Origin of the sequence: Streptomyces rapamycinicus NRRL 5491, assembly GCF_024298965.1 — a bacterium.
Lineage (GTDB): Bacteria > Actinomycetota > Actinomycetes > Streptomycetales > Streptomycetaceae > Streptomyces > Streptomyces rapamycinicus.
In genome coordinates, this window is record NZ_CP085193.1 from 9697491 (window position 1) to 9712587 (window position 15097).

Below are 15097 nucleotides of genomic sequence, written 5' to 3' on the forward strand. Positions count from 1 at the left end.
TCCGTTCGGATGGCGGGGAATGTCGATGCGGTGGTTGCGGTCGGCGGACTGATGGCAGATCAGGCAGGGTGGAACAGCCAGACGTTGGGCTCGACATAGGTGGCCGAGGCGTCCGGGTCGGCCTGTACGGGGGCGAGGGCGCCCGGGACCACATAGCCGCCCGGGCCCGGCATCGGGAAGCCCGCGGCCTGCTCCCAGCGCGCCACCGGCTGGTGGATCACCAGGGATCGCTCAGCGATGGCGAGCCGCTGGGCGCCCAGCCGCAGATGGGTGCGGAGCCAGGGGTCGAACGGCAGGCCGTCCGGGGTCCGCCAGCGGACGTACTCCGCCATCGGGACCAGCGGGTAGCGGGCCTTGCCGGTGGGGCGCACGGGGATGACCAGCCCGCGCAGCCCGGCACCGGACGCGTCCCCGCGGGCCCGGCGCAGCAGCAGCTCCGGCAGGCGTCGGCCGCGGTGCGAGGCCGCCACCGAGACCGACAGCAGGCACAGTGCGGTCGGCCGCTCCGCGAGATCGCCGTCGACGGCGCCCACCAGCACGTCGTCGGCGCCCGCCGGGAGACCGTCCACGGTGCCGTTCCAGCGGACGGGCAGGCCGTGGGCAGCGGCGACCAGGGTGCCCCGCCCGTCGGTGACGCAGAGCTGGTGGGTGGCGAAGCGGTCGTGCAGGTGATGCCAGCGCCAGTTCCCCGGGGACTCCCACGTCATGAAGGCGGGCATGTTCTCGGTCACCAGCCGGTCCGCGGCGTCCGCCAGCCCGGGGGCGTCGCTGAGCCGGCTGACCGTCAGCTCCGCCGGGCCGGCACTCGCTCGCACGGCTGGTCAGCCGATCAGCCGGGAGCCGGCCAGCGCTCGCATCTCACGGGACTTGCGCAGGTCGCTGGTGACGTTGACGCGCTTGAGCCAGCGGTCGGTGCCGTCGTAGCGGGCCCGGAAGGGGACCCGGCCATGGACCGCCAAGTGGTTGTTGACGCAGAGCACGTCACCCTGCCGCAGGGCGACTTCGCCCAGCGACCGGTCCAGGACCCCGGTTACGGCCTCCAGCGCGGCACGGGCCTGTGGGTCGTCCTCGGGCGTCTCCATGAAGTAGGGGTCGAGCCGCATGTACGGGCCGGAGCGCGAGCCGTACAGCACCGCGACCGGTTCGCGGTCGTTGATCAGCCGCTCGATCGTGGCGAAGCGCCTGGCGGACTCCTCGTGGTCCCCTGCCGAGTTGTTCTTGGGCAGGTGGGACTCGTCGGGGGCGATATGGAAGCGCTTCCGGAACAGCACCTCGACGTGCTCGGGGGCGAGGGCGTCCAGGTCCAGTTCGCCGATGGTGGTGGCGACGTCGTCGGGGTTGCGCAGCGCCGAGAGCAGCAGGTAGTCGCCGCGGTACGGGTGGAAGGCGTCCTCGGTGTGCCAGGTCAGGAGTTCGGAGCTGCCGGTGCCGAGCTGCTCGTGCTCGTGCTTGCGGATCGGGAACACGTCGTGGACGAGCCGCCCGTCCTGCTGGGTGGACCAGCCGAACGGCTCGCCGATGACGGCGCCGTAGAGCAGCAGCAGGATCTCCTCGGGGAATTCCGCGGCGGGCCGGGCCCGGGCCCGCCAGTGCTCCGGGGTCGGGCCGATGCGGCCGGTGTCGATCCGGTGGCCGCGGAGCACGCAGTGGCCGTGCTCCTCCTCCAGCGCGAAGGCGCGCAGGAACTTGCGGGTGCGCTCGGGCAGCATCGCCGCGAGGAATGGCAGGTCGAACAGGAGTCGTGGGTCCTCGGGCGAGGCGTACTTCCGGGCCAGTTCGATGCCGAGGTCGGCGGAACGGTGCGCTTCCTGCGGGGTCAGTTCGAGGACGTTGCTGGTGCCGGTTGCCATGGTCGCGGATCCTTTCGGGTGCCCTCGGTGGCGAACGGGGCATGCGGGTGCGCGTGCGGGTCAGGGCCGGGTGACGCTGCGTCAGGTCCGATCGCTGAGGTGCCTGGCGAGCCGCCGGGGCGTGGGACAGTCGAACAGCGTGGCGACGCGCAGCCCGGCGGCCGCGGGCACATCTGTCCGCAACGCGCTCACCAGACGCATCGCCAGGATCGACTGGCCGCCGTGGGCGAAGAAGTCGTCGTCGGGACCGAGCGCGGGCGCCGCGAGCACGTCGCGGAACCGGTGGAGCACGACATGCAGGGGCTCGTCGACGGTGGACGGTCGGTCCGGTCCAGGCTCGGCGCCGGTCTCGGGCGGCGTACGCACGGGGGCCGCGACCGTCGCCGCCGCCAGCGCCGCCGTGTCCACCTTCCCGTGCGGGTTCTTGGGCAGGTCGGCCGTCCAGTACAGCCGGGTTGGTACGGCCCAGCTGGCGAAGGCCGCGGCGGTCGGCCCCACCACCTCCCCGCGCTGCCCGTCGGTGAGCCGGGCGGCGGTGCCGGACTCCGGGGCCAGCGCCCGGTCGGTCGGGACCAGGTAGGCGATCAGCGAGGTGGCGTCACCGGGGTCGATCAGGACGACGGCCTGGGCGACCGCGGGCGCAGACTCCAGCACCCGCTCTACCGCGGCCGCCTCCAGGCGGTGGCCGCGCACCTTCAGCCGGCTGTCGATCCGGCCCAGGAACTCCAGGGCCCCGCCGGGCAGCAGTCGGCCCAGGTCCCCGGTGGCGTAGACCCGCTCTCCGTCCGCATGCGGGTCCGGGCGGAACCGCAGCTCGGTCTGCTCCTCGTCGTGCAGATAGCCCCGCGCCAGCGAGGGACCGGCGATGTGGATCTCCCCGGTCCGGCCGGGCGGCAGCACCCGCCCGTCGGCCCGTACGGAGACGGCCGCGTTGGACAGCGGTGTGCCGATGGGCACTTCGGTGGCGTCCCCGGGCAGTCGACCGGTGTACATGGTGGAGGTCACCGTGCACTCCGTCAGCCCGTACACGTGCACCAGCGCGGCCGGCTGGCGGCGCTGCCAGGCCCGGTAGGCGCCGGGCTCCATCCGCTCGCCGCCCACGAGGACCGCCCGGAGCGCGGTGGGGGTGGTCTCGTCGGCGGCGTCCAGCCAGCGGGCGTACTCGCGCCAGTACTGGGTCGACAACTCGGCCACGGTCGCCTCGCCCTCCCGCAGCACGCGGTGCAGCTCCGGCGGTTCCAGCGGCAGGGTGTCGGGCCTGCACACCACGGCACCGCCGGTGGCCAGGACGGGGAAGACCTCCTCGATCACCACGTCGAAGCCGAGTGAGGCGATCTGCAGCCAGCGGTCGGCCGGGGTGAGGAGCAGCCGCTCGGCCACCGCATCGGCGAACCCGGCGAGCGCGCCGCGCTCTATCACGATGCCCTTGGGCCGACCGGTGGACCCGGAGGTGAACAGGGCGTACGCCGGCTGCGTGGGGTCTGCCGGGCCGCTGACGCACGGCACGGCGGGGGGCCCGGCTTCCATGGTGGCGAGGTCCAGACACGGCGTACCCAGCGGCAGCGGGGGCCCCTGCCGGGTGCTGTCGTGGAGCCAGAGCACGGCGCCCACCCGGGCGACCAGATCCTTGCGGGCCTCCGGTGGCAGACCGGGCTCCAGGACGGTGAAGGCGGCGCCGGTCCTGAGCACGGCGAGCATGGAGAGGACCGCGTCCCGGGGCCGGTCGAGCGACAGACCCACCACGCTCCCGGGGCCGGCGCCCCGTGCGGCAAGCACCGATGCGAGCGCGCCGGCCCGCGCCTCGGCCTGGGCGTAGCTCCAGCGGGCCGTTCCCTCGATCAGGGCCGGTGCCCCGGGCCGGGTGGCGACCTGATGGTCCCACCGGTCGAGGAAGTCCGGCTGCCGCCCGCTCATCGCCCGCCCCGCGCGCCGCGCAGGAAGCCGGAGAGCCGGTCGAGACCGGCGGCGAACTCCTTCTCGGCACCACCGAATCCGAGCCGCACTCCGTGCGGGAGGTCGAAGGCCGTGCCGGGCACCAGGAGCGTTCCGGTCCGGTCGAGCAACTCCAGGCAGAACCGCTCGACATCGGCCACGTGCGGCAGTTCCAGTAGCCCGCAGACGCCGCCGTGCGGACGCTGCCAGGCGACGACGTCCGCGTGCCGCTCGACCCAGCGGTCCATCAACTCCAGGTTGTGCCGGGCCTGTTCGACACGGGGGCCGATCAGCCGGGGTGCGGCGCGTACTGCATGGAGTGCGATGCGTTCGACGAGAGGCGAGAGGAAGAGCGTCGTGCGGTCGCGCAGCGGAAACGTACGCTCGATCAGTTCCGGCGGGGCGATGCACCAGCCGAACCGCAGTCCGGGCAGGCCGTATACCTTCGAGAAGGTTCCGTACGAGACGGTGTGCGGGTACAGCATTTCCGGGTTGGGCAACGGATCGGCGCCATGGGTGATTTCCGCGAAAGCCGCGTCCCAGACGAGCAGGGCGCCCGCATCCGCCACCCGGTCGAGGAATGCGCGATATCCGGTGCCGGAAAGGCTGAGGCCGGTCGGATTGTGCGGGAAATTCGCCACCACGGCCTTGGTTCCCGGCCCGATCGTGTCGCGCAGTACAGAGTCGGGAAAGGCTCCGTCGGACAGCTCTCCGAGCGGCAGGGTGCGAATCTCGCAGCCGCGCTCCCGCGCGAAGTGGCCGAGCGAGTGGTAGAGCGAATCAGACAGCACCACCCGGTCGCCCGGCTCCAGAAGGGTCCCCAGGGTGAGCGCGATGGCCTCGCTCGAACCATGAGTGACCATGACGTGTTCGCGGCGCCCCCCGGCGTACCGGTCGGCGATCGCCTGCCGCAGCTCCGGCGAACCCTGCGAGGTGCTGTCGTCCATGACGATGCCGTCGAGCTCGTCGTGGCCGATTCCGGCGATGCGGCGCAGTTCCGCGAAAGAATACGGCTGGACTCCGCTGGAACTGATATCCAGTTCGGCCCTATCCAGATATCGCCGGTACCACTCTTCCAATATCGGTGGTGCTGGCGGACTGGTCACTGCGCCGTCGTTGCGTACGGGCGACAAATGGACTCCCGGATCGAGAACGGAGATAGCGGGGCAGTGGTTGCGCTTCATCGGAAGCAAACCCGACGCGTACTGTGGTCCGCAAGCGCTCCCGGTCCCTGGGGAGTTCACCTTCCATCGGGCGGAAACTTGTTTCGGGCTGATGACCGCCGGGGCAGGGTGGGGCCATGGAGGCGTCAGCGCTCAGCGTTCCGCAGCTCGTTGACCACGCCGTCCGGCACGGCATCGCGGTGGCCCCTGGCTCCGCTGTAGTGGACGAGTCCGGCTGGGACTTCCGCGTCGTGCACTGCCGCGACGAGCACGGCGGGGAGTGGATCCTGCGCTCCCCCCGACGCGCACAGGTGGTCGCGCCCGCGGCGGCGGAAGCTCGGCTGCTGCGACTGCTGCGCGACCGGCTGCCGACCCGGATCCCCGAGTGGCGGGTGCACACCCCGGAGTTCACCGCCTACCCGCGGCTCCCGGGGACGGCGGCGGGGGCGGAGGACCCCCGCTCGCTACGCTACCGCTGGGCGGTCGACCCGCTCGACCCCGCGGCGGAGTACCTGGGCCCACTGGCCGGTGTGCTGGTCTCGTTGCACGCCCTGCCGCCCGCGACGGCCGGCCTGCCGGACACGGCACCGGACCGGCCCCGCGAGCGGGTCGCCCGCCAACTCCATGCGGCGCACGCCGCGTTCGGGCTGCCCCCAGGTCGCCGAGCCCACTGGCTGCGCTGGCTGGAGGACGACTACGGCTGGCCGACCGCGACGGTGCCCGTCCACGGCGACGTGCACCCCGGCCACACCCTGGTCTCCCCCCGGCCGGGCCGTGGGCTCCGGCTCGCGGGCCTGCTCGACTGGACCAACGCCCGGGTCGACGACCCCGCCGCGGACTTCGTGGACCTGTACTACGCGGGCGGTCCCGCCGTCCTGGACGCGCTGCTCGCCGCGTACCGGGGACAGGGCGGCACGGTACGGGAGGGAATGCGCGAGCACATCGTGGAACTGGGCGACTTCCTCTGGGTCCGGGTCGCCCTCCGTGGCCTGCGCACGGACCGCCCGCATCTGGTGACGACGGCCAGGGCCCGGCTCCGGGAGCTCGGGACGGTGTCCTGATCGTGGCGACAAGTGCGGTTGCCGGGCGGACGACCGTCACACCCTGACCCAGGGCATGCCACACCTTCGCGTTCACCGGGTCGCGATCCTCCAGGGATGATCGCGGCGGTCGTCCCGGGCGAACGGCCACTGCGCCATACAGGGATACGACCCCTCCAGGGGTGATGACGGCTCGGCCGACGATCCACTTGGCCGGGTTCTGGTCCCGTTGGGAACCCGCCAGGGCTCGGAGATCAGCTGGGGGCAGTGGGCGCCGAGCTGGCGGCGCTGCTCATCACGGCAGCCGCAGCGGCGGTAGACGCGCCCCACGGTCTCGTCGGCGCGCATGGTGATCACCTTCTACGGCGACATGGAATTGTTGCCAAGGGCATCGAGGGGAACCCGGCCGTGACACCACGGGCGCCACAAGCGTCAGGAACAGGGAAGGGCTGTGATGGTGGTGGGACATGACGGGAAGGGAGGAGCGGGGGGCGGACTGCCGACTTCGACGAGCTCGTCACGAAGCTCAAAGCGGAGGTCACCAGTCACGTCCGGGACGAGGAGCAGAATCTCTTCGTCCAGCTTCGGCAGACGTGCGACAAAGGTGAGCTGGACGAGCTGGGGGAGAAGGTTCGTCGCGCGAAGAGGACCGCCCCCACTCGGCCGCACCCCAGTGCTCCGGCCACCCCGCCGGGCAACAAGCTGCTCGCCCCTGGAGCGGGGCTGGTGGACCGAGCCCGCGACTTTGTCACCGGACGCGGCAAGTAAGCAGCGCGGCATCGAGGGCCGCTCGAACATGAACAAGGAACAACTGGCCAAGGCGCTCGGCCACTGACGGGAACCGCACCGCCCTCCCAGGGGCGGTGCGGTTCAGAGCTTCGGCCACGTTCACTCAGCCGCCATTTTCGCCGAACTCCGCCAATTGGGTGAAATGCTCTGAATGTGCATATTTCGGGCGCGGAGACCGGGTAGGGGAGAGGGGTTCCCGTCGCTTCATAGGAGCCCGTATGACGTTCAACCCGTTGGAGCAGCGGGGAATCCCGCTTGACCGTCAACTGCGCACATGGCGTGAGTTGGACGTCTCCCCGATCGACCCGGATCATTGCGACCCTTATACGCGGTGCCGGGTTATCGCGATGAACGGGATCGAGGTCGAGGCGATCCTGTTCAGCCACCAGATGGCCCGCCATTGCCAGGGCCAGGAAGTGAAGCGGCAACTGGCCCGTACCCGCTGTATCGAGGCACAGCAGCAGAAGGCGGTGAACTGGTTGCTGCCGGGAGTGGCCTCGGTGCTGGAGACGACGATCGCCTATGAGCAGGTGGCGGTGGATCTGACGGCGTGGGTGGCGCGCATGGAGCCCGATCCGTATCTCACGCAGGCGTACCAGTTCGGGGTGTTGGAGGACTTTGATCACTTGTACCGGTACGCGAACCTGTACGAGATGATCGAGCACCGCAAGGCGGAGGAGATCGTCCAGGGTCTGACCGAGGTCATGCCCGGTCGGCCGACGAGATTCCATCACCGCAATCCGGTGGACAACGTCCGCGAGCCCTACGACCGGGCTCAGGCCAGCCCGCTGTCCAAGCTCCACGCACTGACGATCATGTCTGCGGAGCAGCAGACCATGAACTTCTACATGAACGTCGGCCCGCAGTACATGGAGCCGATCGCCAGGCAGCTCTACCAGGAGATCGGGCTGATCGAGGAGGAGCACGTCACCCACTACGAGTCCCTGGTCGACCCGGGCGAGACCTGGTGGGAGCAGCTGGTCAACCACGAGTACAACGAGTGCTACCTCTACTACTCCTTCATGGAGCAGGAGCCGGACGCGAAGGTGAAGGCCGTCTGGGAGCTGCACCTGAACATGGAGCTTGAGCACCTGCGTATCGCCTGCGACCTCATGCGCCGCAACGACGGACGCGAGCCCGAGGAGGTCGTCGCGCCTCAGTTGCCCAACGTGCTCACCTTCGAGCCCAACAAGGCATACGTCCGCGAGCTGCTGGCCACCCAGATGGACCTCACGACGCTCGGCACCGGCTACGTCCGCGAGGCCCACGAGCGTTTTGAGGCCGTACAGGCGCAGCTCAACGACGGCGATCAGCCGCCGAGTGAGCGCGTGATGGAGCAGCACCGCGAGATGTTCGGCCGCGAATACCGGTTGGAAACCGAGGGCGAGCACCCCGCAGCGTCGCAGCGCTCACGCGACTGACCGGTCGGCCCGGCTCAAGGGAGGAACACGGTGAAAGATCAGACCCACGACGGCGACACCGGCGCAGGTGTCCAGGACGATGTGGTGGCGCTGCTGACGCGCCAGCACGGTGACATCCGCACTCTCTTCGACGAGGTGGAGCGCACCACGGGCATGGAGCGGCAGGATGCCTTCCGTCGCCTGGTCCGGCTGCTGGCGGTTCACGAGACGGCGGAGGAAGAGATTGTCCACCCCGTGGCGCGCCGGTCCTTCGACGGCGGCGAGCAGGTGGTCGAGGACCGGCTGCGCGAGGAGAAGCAGGCCAAGGAGAAGCTGAGCCGCCTGGACGAGATGGGCCCGGAGGACCCCCAGTTCCTGCCCATGCTTCTCCAACTGCGCACCGAGGTCATGGAGCACGCCCGCTCCGAGGAGCGCTACGAGTTCGCCCAGTTGCGGCGACGGACCGATCCCGGGCAGCTCGCCGCCATGGCCAACGCCGTCAAGGCCGCCGAAGCCCTGGCTCCCACGCATCCGCATCCGGGCGTGGAGACGGCGGCGAAGAACATCGCCCTCGGTCCGATGGCGGCCATCATCGACCGGACCCGCGACACCGTCCGCAGGACCATGGGCAAGGACGGCTGAGGGCGTCTCCGTTGCCGGGGTCAGTCGGCTCCCACGGGATCGCCGTGCAGGCGCGCGAGCAGTCGTAGCCGGTGCAGATCCGTGACCGGCGCCATCAGGTCTGGATGGCGCAGCTGCGGGGCCGCCCGCCGGTCGTACTCGTCGGGAGCGGTCAGCCGACGGAAATCGACCGGCGAGGCGGCGGTGTGTTCGCACCCGGCGAGCGCGGCTACGGCCGTCTCGGCCAGGGCCGGAGAGGTGAGCAAACCGGCCGCCCAGCTCGCCACGACCTCGTCCACCCAGGTACGCCAGGCGTAGTCCGCTTCGTCCATCTCGTGCGGGTCTCCGCCCACGAGCCAGTCCAGCCGGGCCGAGCCGCCCGGCCCCGCCATCGCCACCAGCGCGGCGTCAATCGCCGTGGGGTACCGCAGCCACGCGGCCACCGTCACCGCCTGCCGGGCCTGCGCTTCGGCGAGCGCCGCGTTCATCGCTCCCTCGGCCGCCGGAAAGGCCCGGACCAGCCATTCCAGGTTGCATCACGGTGGTGATCCACAATGCGGGCCACGAGAACTCTGCGTTGCTTCACCCCAGCCAGACGCGCCGCACCGCCGGAAACGGTCGCGCTCCGCACCTCCCGCGATCATCGCGGCAGGTTCGCCGAGAACCCTCGACGAACCTGCTCGGAGATCGAAGGGGGGTGGGACGTGGGTGATGTAGACGATGTCAAGCTTCGCCGACGAGGTTGGACCGATGCCGAACGTTGGCAGGTCTATCTGGCGGCGGCAGGGTTGATCGTGGCCATCATCGCCGCTGTGGGGCAGTTCGTGCGGTAGAAGTCCCACACACGAGACGCGGTCGGGACCGAGCTTCGTATGCAGAAGCCCGGTCGGTAATTGAGCGACCGGGCTTGTGAACTGCATTGGACGGGTCTGGCTCGGGGTGCCTCCCGAGTCGGGCCCTTCAGTGTCACTCGGGATTGGGTGGTTGACACCTCCCGATCGACAGGGAGGACCATACCTGGCTCAGGGCCACCATGGAGCTGGTTCCGACGGCGTCGCCAGCGGCCATGGGTCCCCCTACTTGGTGTCGGTTCGTCAGGACCATCCCAGAGGCAGTGCCATGGGACATCGTCCAGCCCAGCGATGGCGATCTTCGCAGAGTGCACGTGGGTCCGACCGGCGGCGGCCTGATCGACGAGGACGTATCCGAGGGTGAGGTCACCAGGGTACGACCCCGTTGTCGTCGAACAGCTGGCCGGTCGGGCCGTCGTCCGGCAGGGTCGCCAGCCGGATGGCGATCGCCGCGCCCTGCTCGGGGGTCTGGGTCCCGCTGAATCCGTTGAGGTCGGTGGCCACGTAACCGGGGCAGGCGTTGTTGATCAGGATGTTGGTGCCGCTCAGCTCCTTGGCGTACTGGATGGTGACGGCGTTGAGGTAGGTCTTCGTCGGCGCGTAGGCCCCGCTGATCCCCCCGAGGTCGACGCCGGGCGTGGTCTGCAGTGTCAGGGAGCCGACGTGGCTGGACTGGTTGACGATCCGCGGGTGCGCCGAACGGCGCAGCAACGGCAGCATCGCGTTGGTGACCCTGATGACGCCGATGACGTTGGTCTCCACCAGCCGCCGCACGGTCTCAAGATCGATGGTCGTGGGTTCCTCCGGCCAGCCGCCGGCCACGCCGGCGTTGTTGACCAGTACGTCGAGCCGTCCTGCCCGCTCCTCGATCAGTTGGACCGCGGCGGCCACGCTCCCGCCGTCGGTCACGTCCAGGGGCACGCCGAACGCGTCGGCGCCAGCCGCGCGCAACTTCGCCACGGCGTCCTCCCGGCGCTGCTCGTCCCGGGCGCCGACACCGACACTCCAGCCCCGCGCACCCAGCCCGGCCGCGATCTCGTACCCGATTCCCTTGTTCGCGCCAGTGACCAGCGCGATTGTCTTCTCGCTCACGACAGCGAGCATGCCCGCACCGCAGCCGGGCACCAACACCCTCTCGGTAGTGCGGCGATACCCGCGCGATATCGATCAGCCCTCTGCCGTCATTAGCCTGGGCTCATGGAGATACGCGAGCTGCGGTACTTCGTCGCCGTCGCCGAGGAGCTGCACTTCGGCAAGGCTGCCCAGCGCCTTGGGATGGCCCAGCCGCCACTGTCCCGCGCGATCACCCAGCTCGAACGGCGGCTCGGAATCGCACTGCTGGAACGCGACAGCCGCAATGTCACGCTCACCGAGGCCGGAGCCGTGCTGCTGGCCGAAGCACGCGCGATCCTCAGCGCAGTGACCGCAGCCGAGCGGCGTACCCAACGGGCCGCGACAGCGCACCCCAGCCTTGTCCTCGCCGTTAAATCCGGCACCGCCGGCGAGCTGCTGACGAAACTGCTCGACGCCTACGCCGCGGAACCCGGCGCAGCCACCGTCGATCTGCTGCTTTGCGAGGCACACCAGCACCAGCGGCTGCTGCGGGACGGGCAAGCCGACGTGGCTCTGCTGCACCTGCCCTTCGACTCAACAGCCGGGCTCGACACCGAAGCCCTGTACACCGAGGGACAGGTCGCGATCCTGCCGGCCTCACACCCGCTCGCCAGCCGCACCCAGGTCCGGATGGCCGACATCACCACACTGCCAAAGCTCCCGCTGGCCCGCTGGCCCGGTCCCGGCGGCAGCTACCCAGAAGGACCGGGCGCAGAGGTACGGAACCTGACACAGCTCTTCCAACTGATCGCGCTCGGCCGTACCACCGTGGTCATTCCCGAGTCAGCCGGCGCCGACCTGCGTCGGGACCTCGCCGCCGTACCGGTCCTGGACGCTCCGCCCGTGACAACGGTGATCGCCTGGCCGCCGAACAGCCGCCTTCGTACAGTTGCTGACCTGGTCCGCGTTGCAACAAGCCTTTGAACTCGAATTGAGAGCGGCCATCCAACGGCAGCCTTGATCAAGCAACTGGCAGTTCAAACGCCTCCCTGTGCGCTGGCACAGCGCCCGCGTGAGACGTAGCGGGCCACGCCGCGTCGTCCAACACAGACGTCAGGCAGTGACCGCACCGGGGGTGTCCCTTCGGCCATTGGACTCCGTCGCCCCGGTGGCACGTCACGATGCCCACCGAGAGGCCACGGGCCTTGCGAAGCGATCCCGATGAGCGTCGACCACGCGTACGACGGCAGCCACATCACGCAGTGGATGCCGGAAGCCGACTCGTTCGAAGACTTCCTCCAGAAGCATCGTCATCCATCAGGATCCGACGGGTTGGCTCGCCAACGCCCCGATCCGATCCATGTGGGCGTATCCCCATTCGCACAGCGGACGCAGCGCTTCAGCCAGACTCGAGCCGAACGGTGTCAGGGAGTATTCGACGTGAGGGGGAAGCTCCTGGAAGTCCTTGCGGACGACAATGCAGTCTGCCTCAAGGTCTTTGAGCGCACCGATCAGCACTTTCTCGGTAACGCCGTCGACAAGACGGCGCAGTTGGCCGAACCGCTGGGGACCGTGCACGGCGAGCTGCCACAGCACCAGAAACTTCCACCTGCCCCCGACGACGGACAGTGCGGCGTCCAATCCGCAGTAGAACCCACGCTCAGTCATCTGGACATACCCTTCCGTCCGCCACCACCTGGAGGCACTTACCCCAAAGTAGGTACTTGCCGGCGGGAGGGGACTTGTTGTTGGCCGATAATCAGAGTGAGCCACCGGACCGCAGTCGAGGACTCATCCGTACATAAATCCGCTTCGGTGTACGGAGTCGTGCCTGAGCTGAATCGGTGCGGGCGGATGCCGGGACCCGACGTCAGCGCAGGGTGGCGACCTGGTCGGCGGCGAACGGGATCAGCGCCTCCGTGTCCCCGGTGAGGACCTTGCGAGCCCACTCCGGGTCGGCGATCAGGGCGCGGCCGATCGCGATCAGGTCGAACTCGTCCCGCTCCAGCCGGTCCAGCAGCTTCTCGATGTCCGCCACCCCGGTCCGGCTCCCGCTCTGGAACCCCGGTTCGAACACCTTGTCCAGGCCGACGGAGCCGACGCTGATGGTGGCCTTGCCGGTGAGCTTCTTGGTCCAGCCCGCGAGATTCAGGTCCGAGCCCTCGAACTCCGGCACCCAGTACCGGCGGGTGGAGGAGTGGAAGGCGTCCACCCCGGCCTCCGCGATCGGGGTGAGGACCGCCTCCAGCTCCTGCGGGGTGGTGGCCAGCCGCGCGGCATAGTGCTTCACCTTCCACTGCGAGGTGCGGAAGACGATCGGGAAGTCGGCGGAGACGGCCTTCCGGCAGGCGGCCACGATCTCGGCGGCGAACCGGGTACGGGCGACCGGGTCACCGCCGTAGCCGTCGGTGCGGCGGTTGGTGCGCTCCCACAGGAACTGGTCGATCAGAAGGCCATGGGCGCCGTGCAGTTCGACGCCGTCGAAGCCGGTGCGCTCTGCCGCGGCGGCGGCCTCGGCGAAGGCGGCGATCACCGCGTCCAGGTCGTCCTGGGTCATGGCCTTACCGGCCGGCGCGCCGTCCAGCCCGAGACCCGACGGGCTGACCGTCGGGGCGTCGGGGAACGGGCCCGCGCCCTCGGGGCGCTGCACCCCGACGTGGCAGATCTGCGCCAGGATCCGGCCGTCCGCGCGGTGCACCTCCGCCACCACGTTCTTCCAGCCCGTCAGGGCGTCCTCGCCGTGGAACAGCGGCGCCCGGACGCTGTCCCCCGCCGCGTCGTGACGGATGTACGTTCCCTCGGTGACGATCAGCCCGACCCCGCCGGCCGCCCGGCGCGCGTAGTACCGCGCCACATCGGCACCGGGGACGCCGCCCGGCGAGAAGTCGCGCGTCATCGGCGCCATGACGATCCGGTTCGGGACGGTGAGCCCGCGCAGGGTGAACGGGCGGGACAGGGTCTGAGCCGCGCGGTCGGCGGCAGCGCTGCTGGCAGGCACGTGAATGCTCCTCGAAGTAGGACGACGTTTCGCGGAGGGCCGGCTCTCGGAGGCGGCGGCGATGTCGGTGGTGCTGGACGTGTCGGGCATGATCGATGTGCCTTTCGTGCACTCGGTTGGTTTGGGCTGCCTCCCCGACGCCGAGGCTCGTGCGCCCGAACCCGGGACGGGGCTTGACGGCTGGGCCGGTTGCCTACGCTGGAACCGAGGAAACATGCCATTCCTTTCCATGGGCAAGTACCTACTTTTTTGTAAGTGCCCTCCAGCGTGGGTGTTTTCGTAAAACAGGAGCCACGATGAGAACCGATCGCCAGTACCACTGTGGGCTCGACGCAGCGCTTTCGGCGGTTGGCGGCCGGTGGAAAACGCCCCCTCTGCGAGTGGGGTTACGTCCACATGGACCAATTGAGGGGCGTACCAGATTCAATAGTTCAGAGAATCGGAATCGCTCATCACCTGGGCCGCGATCACCCTTATGGCCAGGCAGATCGCCCGTCGAAGTTCCCGCAGGAGCGGACAGTCGCGCCAAAATCGTAGGACAAGCTCATGCCCAGTTCTGCTCCGGCCGAAGCGGGCTATACCTGAGCCATACCGCCATCGATGCAGAGTTCTGCACCTGTCATGAAACTGCTCTCGTCCGAGGCGAGAAACAGCGCACCATTGGCGATCTCCTCGGGAAGCCCGAGGCGGCCCATTGGGACAAGGGTGCTCATGTGGGCTCGGAGAGCTTCTGGATCTTGACCGAAGTACTCGGCCTGTCCGTCGATGATGAGCGTGTCGATCGGTCCCGGACTCAGCACGTTGACCCGAAGACCCCGGTCGCCGAACTCTGCCGCCCACGTGCGCGCATAGGAGCGCACGGCGGCCTTCGCCGCGCTGTAAGCCCCTGCCCCGGGATCCCCCTTGAATGCCGTGATCGAGCCCAGCAAAACGATCGAGCCGCCCGTTCGTAGAAGCGGCAGCGCCTTCTGGACGGTGAACAGCGTGCCGCGGGCATTGAGGTCGAATGTGCGGTCGAAGTGTTCCTCGGTCACGTCCCCGAAGTTCATCCGCTCAATGCTTCCGGCGTTCGCGACGATCACATCGAGGTGCCCGCTCTCCTGACGGATAGCCTCGACCAAATCGTCGAGATCACCCGACGCTGCAGCGTCCGCGGTGACCGCCGTTACATGTCCGTCAATGGAAGCCCTCGCGGCTTCGAGCGCCTCCTTCCGTCGCCCCGTGATGTAGACGTGGGCGCCTTCACTTCCGAATCTCTGGGCAATCGCCAGGCCAAGGCCCGCGCTCCCGCCAGTGACGAGGGCTACCTTATTCGCGAGACGCATGCTTTCTCCTTGAGCCGAGACTGTGAGCGCCGGACACATTGCTTTGCCTCGTCCTGCTTTTGACAGCCGGCGTCG

The 15097-nt window shown here is 69.3% G+C and carries 15 protein-coding genes and 1 pseudogene; 6 read left to right on the forward strand and 10 right to left on the reverse strand.

The annotated features are described in order from the left end of the window. Positions 1-59: 59 nt before the first annotated feature. The 4 genes from LIV37_RS40715 to vioD form a co-directional block, all read right to left on the reverse strand. On the reverse strand, positions 60-815 hold the full coding sequence (locus tag LIV37_RS40715) for a hypothetical protein (protein WP_020872886.1): 756 nt from the start codon (positions 813-815) through the stop codon (positions 60-62). A gap of 6 nt (positions 816-821) precedes the next feature. After that, positions 822-1850, reverse strand: coding sequence for an arginine beta-hydroxylase, Fe(II)/alpha-ketoglutarate-dependent (vioC, locus tag LIV37_RS40720; protein ID WP_020872887.1), 1029 nt, complete (start codon positions 1848-1850; stop codon positions 822-824). A gap of 81 nt (positions 1851-1931) precedes the next feature. Further along, on the reverse strand, positions 1932-3764 hold the full coding sequence (locus tag LIV37_RS40725) for a non-ribosomal peptide synthetase (RefSeq protein ID WP_020872888.1): 1833 nt from the start codon (positions 3762-3764) through the stop codon (positions 1932-1934). Next, a complete protein-coding gene (vioD, locus tag LIV37_RS40730) occupies positions 3761-4966 on the reverse strand; it encodes a capreomycidine synthase (RefSeq protein WP_214663135.1) in 1206 nt (401 codons plus the stop codon). The genes LIV37_RS40725 and vioD overlap by 4 nt, the downstream gene beginning before the upstream one ends. Positions 4967-5082: 116 nt before the next feature. Between vioD and LIV37_RS40735 the strand changes: the two genes are divergently transcribed. Then, positions 5083-6006 carry a macrolide 2'-phosphotransferase gene (locus LIV37_RS40735; protein ID WP_020872890.1) on the forward strand — a complete coding sequence of 308 codons (924 nt, stop codon included), beginning with the start codon at positions 5083-5085 and terminating at the stop codon, positions 6004-6006. Positions 6007-6078: 72 nt separating this feature from the next. Here LIV37_RS40735 and LIV37_RS40740 read toward each other — a convergent pair whose 3' ends face one another. Further along, on the reverse strand, positions 6079-6333 hold the full coding sequence (locus LIV37_RS40740; protein ID WP_148717749.1) for a hypothetical protein: 255 nt from the start codon (positions 6331-6333) through the stop codon (positions 6079-6081). Between the two features lie 153 nt (positions 6334-6486). Between LIV37_RS40740 and LIV37_RS40745 the strand changes: the two are divergent. From LIV37_RS40745 to LIV37_RS40755, 3 genes and pseudogenes are all read left to right on the forward strand, one after another. Further along, positions 6487-6753, forward strand: a pseudogene (locus tag LIV37_RS40745) (hemerythrin domain-containing protein); the annotation flags it as partial. 239 nt (positions 6754-6992) lie between these two features. Next, complete coding sequence (locus tag LIV37_RS40750) at positions 6993-8195, forward strand: hypothetical protein (protein ID WP_121823916.1); 1203 nt, start codon at positions 6993-6995, stop codon at positions 8193-8195. Positions 8196-8225: 30 nt separating this feature from the next. Further along, positions 8226-8816 (forward strand): hemerythrin domain-containing protein, encoded by a 591-nt coding sequence (locus tag LIV37_RS40755; protein ID WP_020872892.1) that lies wholly within the window; start codon positions 8226-8228, stop codon positions 8814-8816. Between the two features lie 20 nt (positions 8817-8836). On the opposite strand, the gene LIV37_RS40760 is transcribed toward LIV37_RS40755, so the two are convergent. Then, positions 8837-9325, reverse strand: coding sequence for a hypothetical protein (locus LIV37_RS40760; RefSeq protein ID WP_121823915.1), 489 nt, complete (start codon positions 9323-9325; stop codon positions 8837-8839). A gap of 174 nt (positions 9326-9499) precedes the next feature. Here LIV37_RS40760 and LIV37_RS51875 point away from each other — a divergent pair, with 174 nt between their 5' ends. Beyond that, positions 9500-9628, forward strand: coding sequence for a hypothetical protein (locus LIV37_RS51875; RefSeq protein WP_274596663.1), 129 nt, complete (start codon positions 9500-9502; stop codon positions 9626-9628). A 384-nt stretch (positions 9629-10012) separates the two neighbouring features. On the opposite strand, the gene LIV37_RS40765 is transcribed toward LIV37_RS51875, so the two are convergent. Next, positions 10013-10750 (reverse strand): SDR family oxidoreductase, encoded by a 738-nt coding sequence (locus tag LIV37_RS40765; protein ID WP_020872894.1) that lies wholly within the window; start codon positions 10748-10750, stop codon positions 10013-10015. 93 nt (positions 10751-10843) lie between these two features. On the opposite strand from LIV37_RS40765, the gene LIV37_RS40770 reads away from it, so the two are divergent. Beyond that, on the forward strand, positions 10844-11683 hold the full coding sequence (locus LIV37_RS40770; protein WP_020872895.1) for a LysR family transcriptional regulator: 840 nt from the start codon (positions 10844-10846) through the stop codon (positions 11681-11683). Between the two features lie 333 nt (positions 11684-12016). On the opposite strand, the gene LIV37_RS40775 is transcribed toward LIV37_RS40770, so the two are convergent. From LIV37_RS40775 to LIV37_RS40785, 3 genes are all read right to left on the reverse strand, one after another. Further along, positions 12017-12367 (reverse strand): winged helix-turn-helix transcriptional regulator, encoded by a 351-nt coding sequence (locus LIV37_RS40775; RefSeq protein WP_014055951.1) that lies wholly within the window; start codon positions 12365-12367, stop codon positions 12017-12019. Between the two features lie 202 nt (positions 12368-12569). Beyond that, positions 12570-13697, reverse strand: a complete 1128-nt coding sequence (locus LIV37_RS40780; RefSeq protein WP_020872896.1) for an NADH:flavin oxidoreductase — start codon at positions 13695-13697, stop codon at positions 12570-12572. A 575-nt stretch (positions 13698-14272) separates the two neighbouring features. Next, positions 14273-15022 carry an SDR family NAD(P)-dependent oxidoreductase gene (locus LIV37_RS40785; protein ID WP_020872897.1) on the reverse strand — a complete coding sequence of 250 codons (750 nt, stop codon included), beginning with the start codon at positions 15020-15022 and terminating at the stop codon, positions 14273-14275. Between the last annotated feature and the right edge of the window lie 75 nt (positions 15023-15097).

Coding starts and splice junctions, on each gene's coding strand:
- vioC (WP_020872887.1), bottom strand. CDS start 1,850: ATGGCAACCGGCACCAGCAACGTCCTCGAACTGACCCCGCAGGAAGCG.
- LIV37_RS40725 (WP_020872888.1), bottom strand. CDS start 3,764: ATGAGCGGGCGGCAGCCGGACTTCCTCGACCGGTGGGACCATCAGGTC.
- vioD (WP_214663135.1), bottom strand. CDS start 4,966: ATGAAGCGCAACCACTGCCCCGCTATCTCCGTTCTCGATCCGGGAGTC.
- LIV37_RS40735 (WP_020872890.1), top strand. CDS start 5,083: ATGGAGGCGTCAGCGCTCAGCGTTCCGCAGCTCGTTGACCACGCCGTC.
- LIV37_RS40740 (WP_148717749.1), bottom strand. CDS start 6,333: ATGCGCGCCGACGAGACCGTGGGGCGCGTCTACCGCCGCTGCGGCTGC.
- LIV37_RS40750 (WP_121823916.1), top strand. CDS start 6,993: ATGACGTTCAACCCGTTGGAGCAGCGGGGAATCCCGCTTGACCGTCAA.
- LIV37_RS40765 (WP_020872894.1), bottom strand. CDS start 10,750: ATGCTCGCTGTCGTGAGCGAGAAGACAATCGCGCTGGTCACTGGCGCG.
- LIV37_RS40770 (WP_020872895.1), top strand. CDS start 10,844: ATGGAGATACGCGAGCTGCGGTACTTCGTCGCCGTCGCCGAGGAGCTG.
- LIV37_RS40775 (WP_014055951.1), bottom strand. CDS start 12,367: ATGACTGAGCGTGGGTTCTACTGCGGATTGGACGCCGCACTGTCCGTC.
- LIV37_RS40785 (WP_020872897.1), bottom strand. CDS start 15,022: ATGCGTCTCGCGAATAAGGTAGCCCTCGTCACTGGCGGGAGCGCGGGC.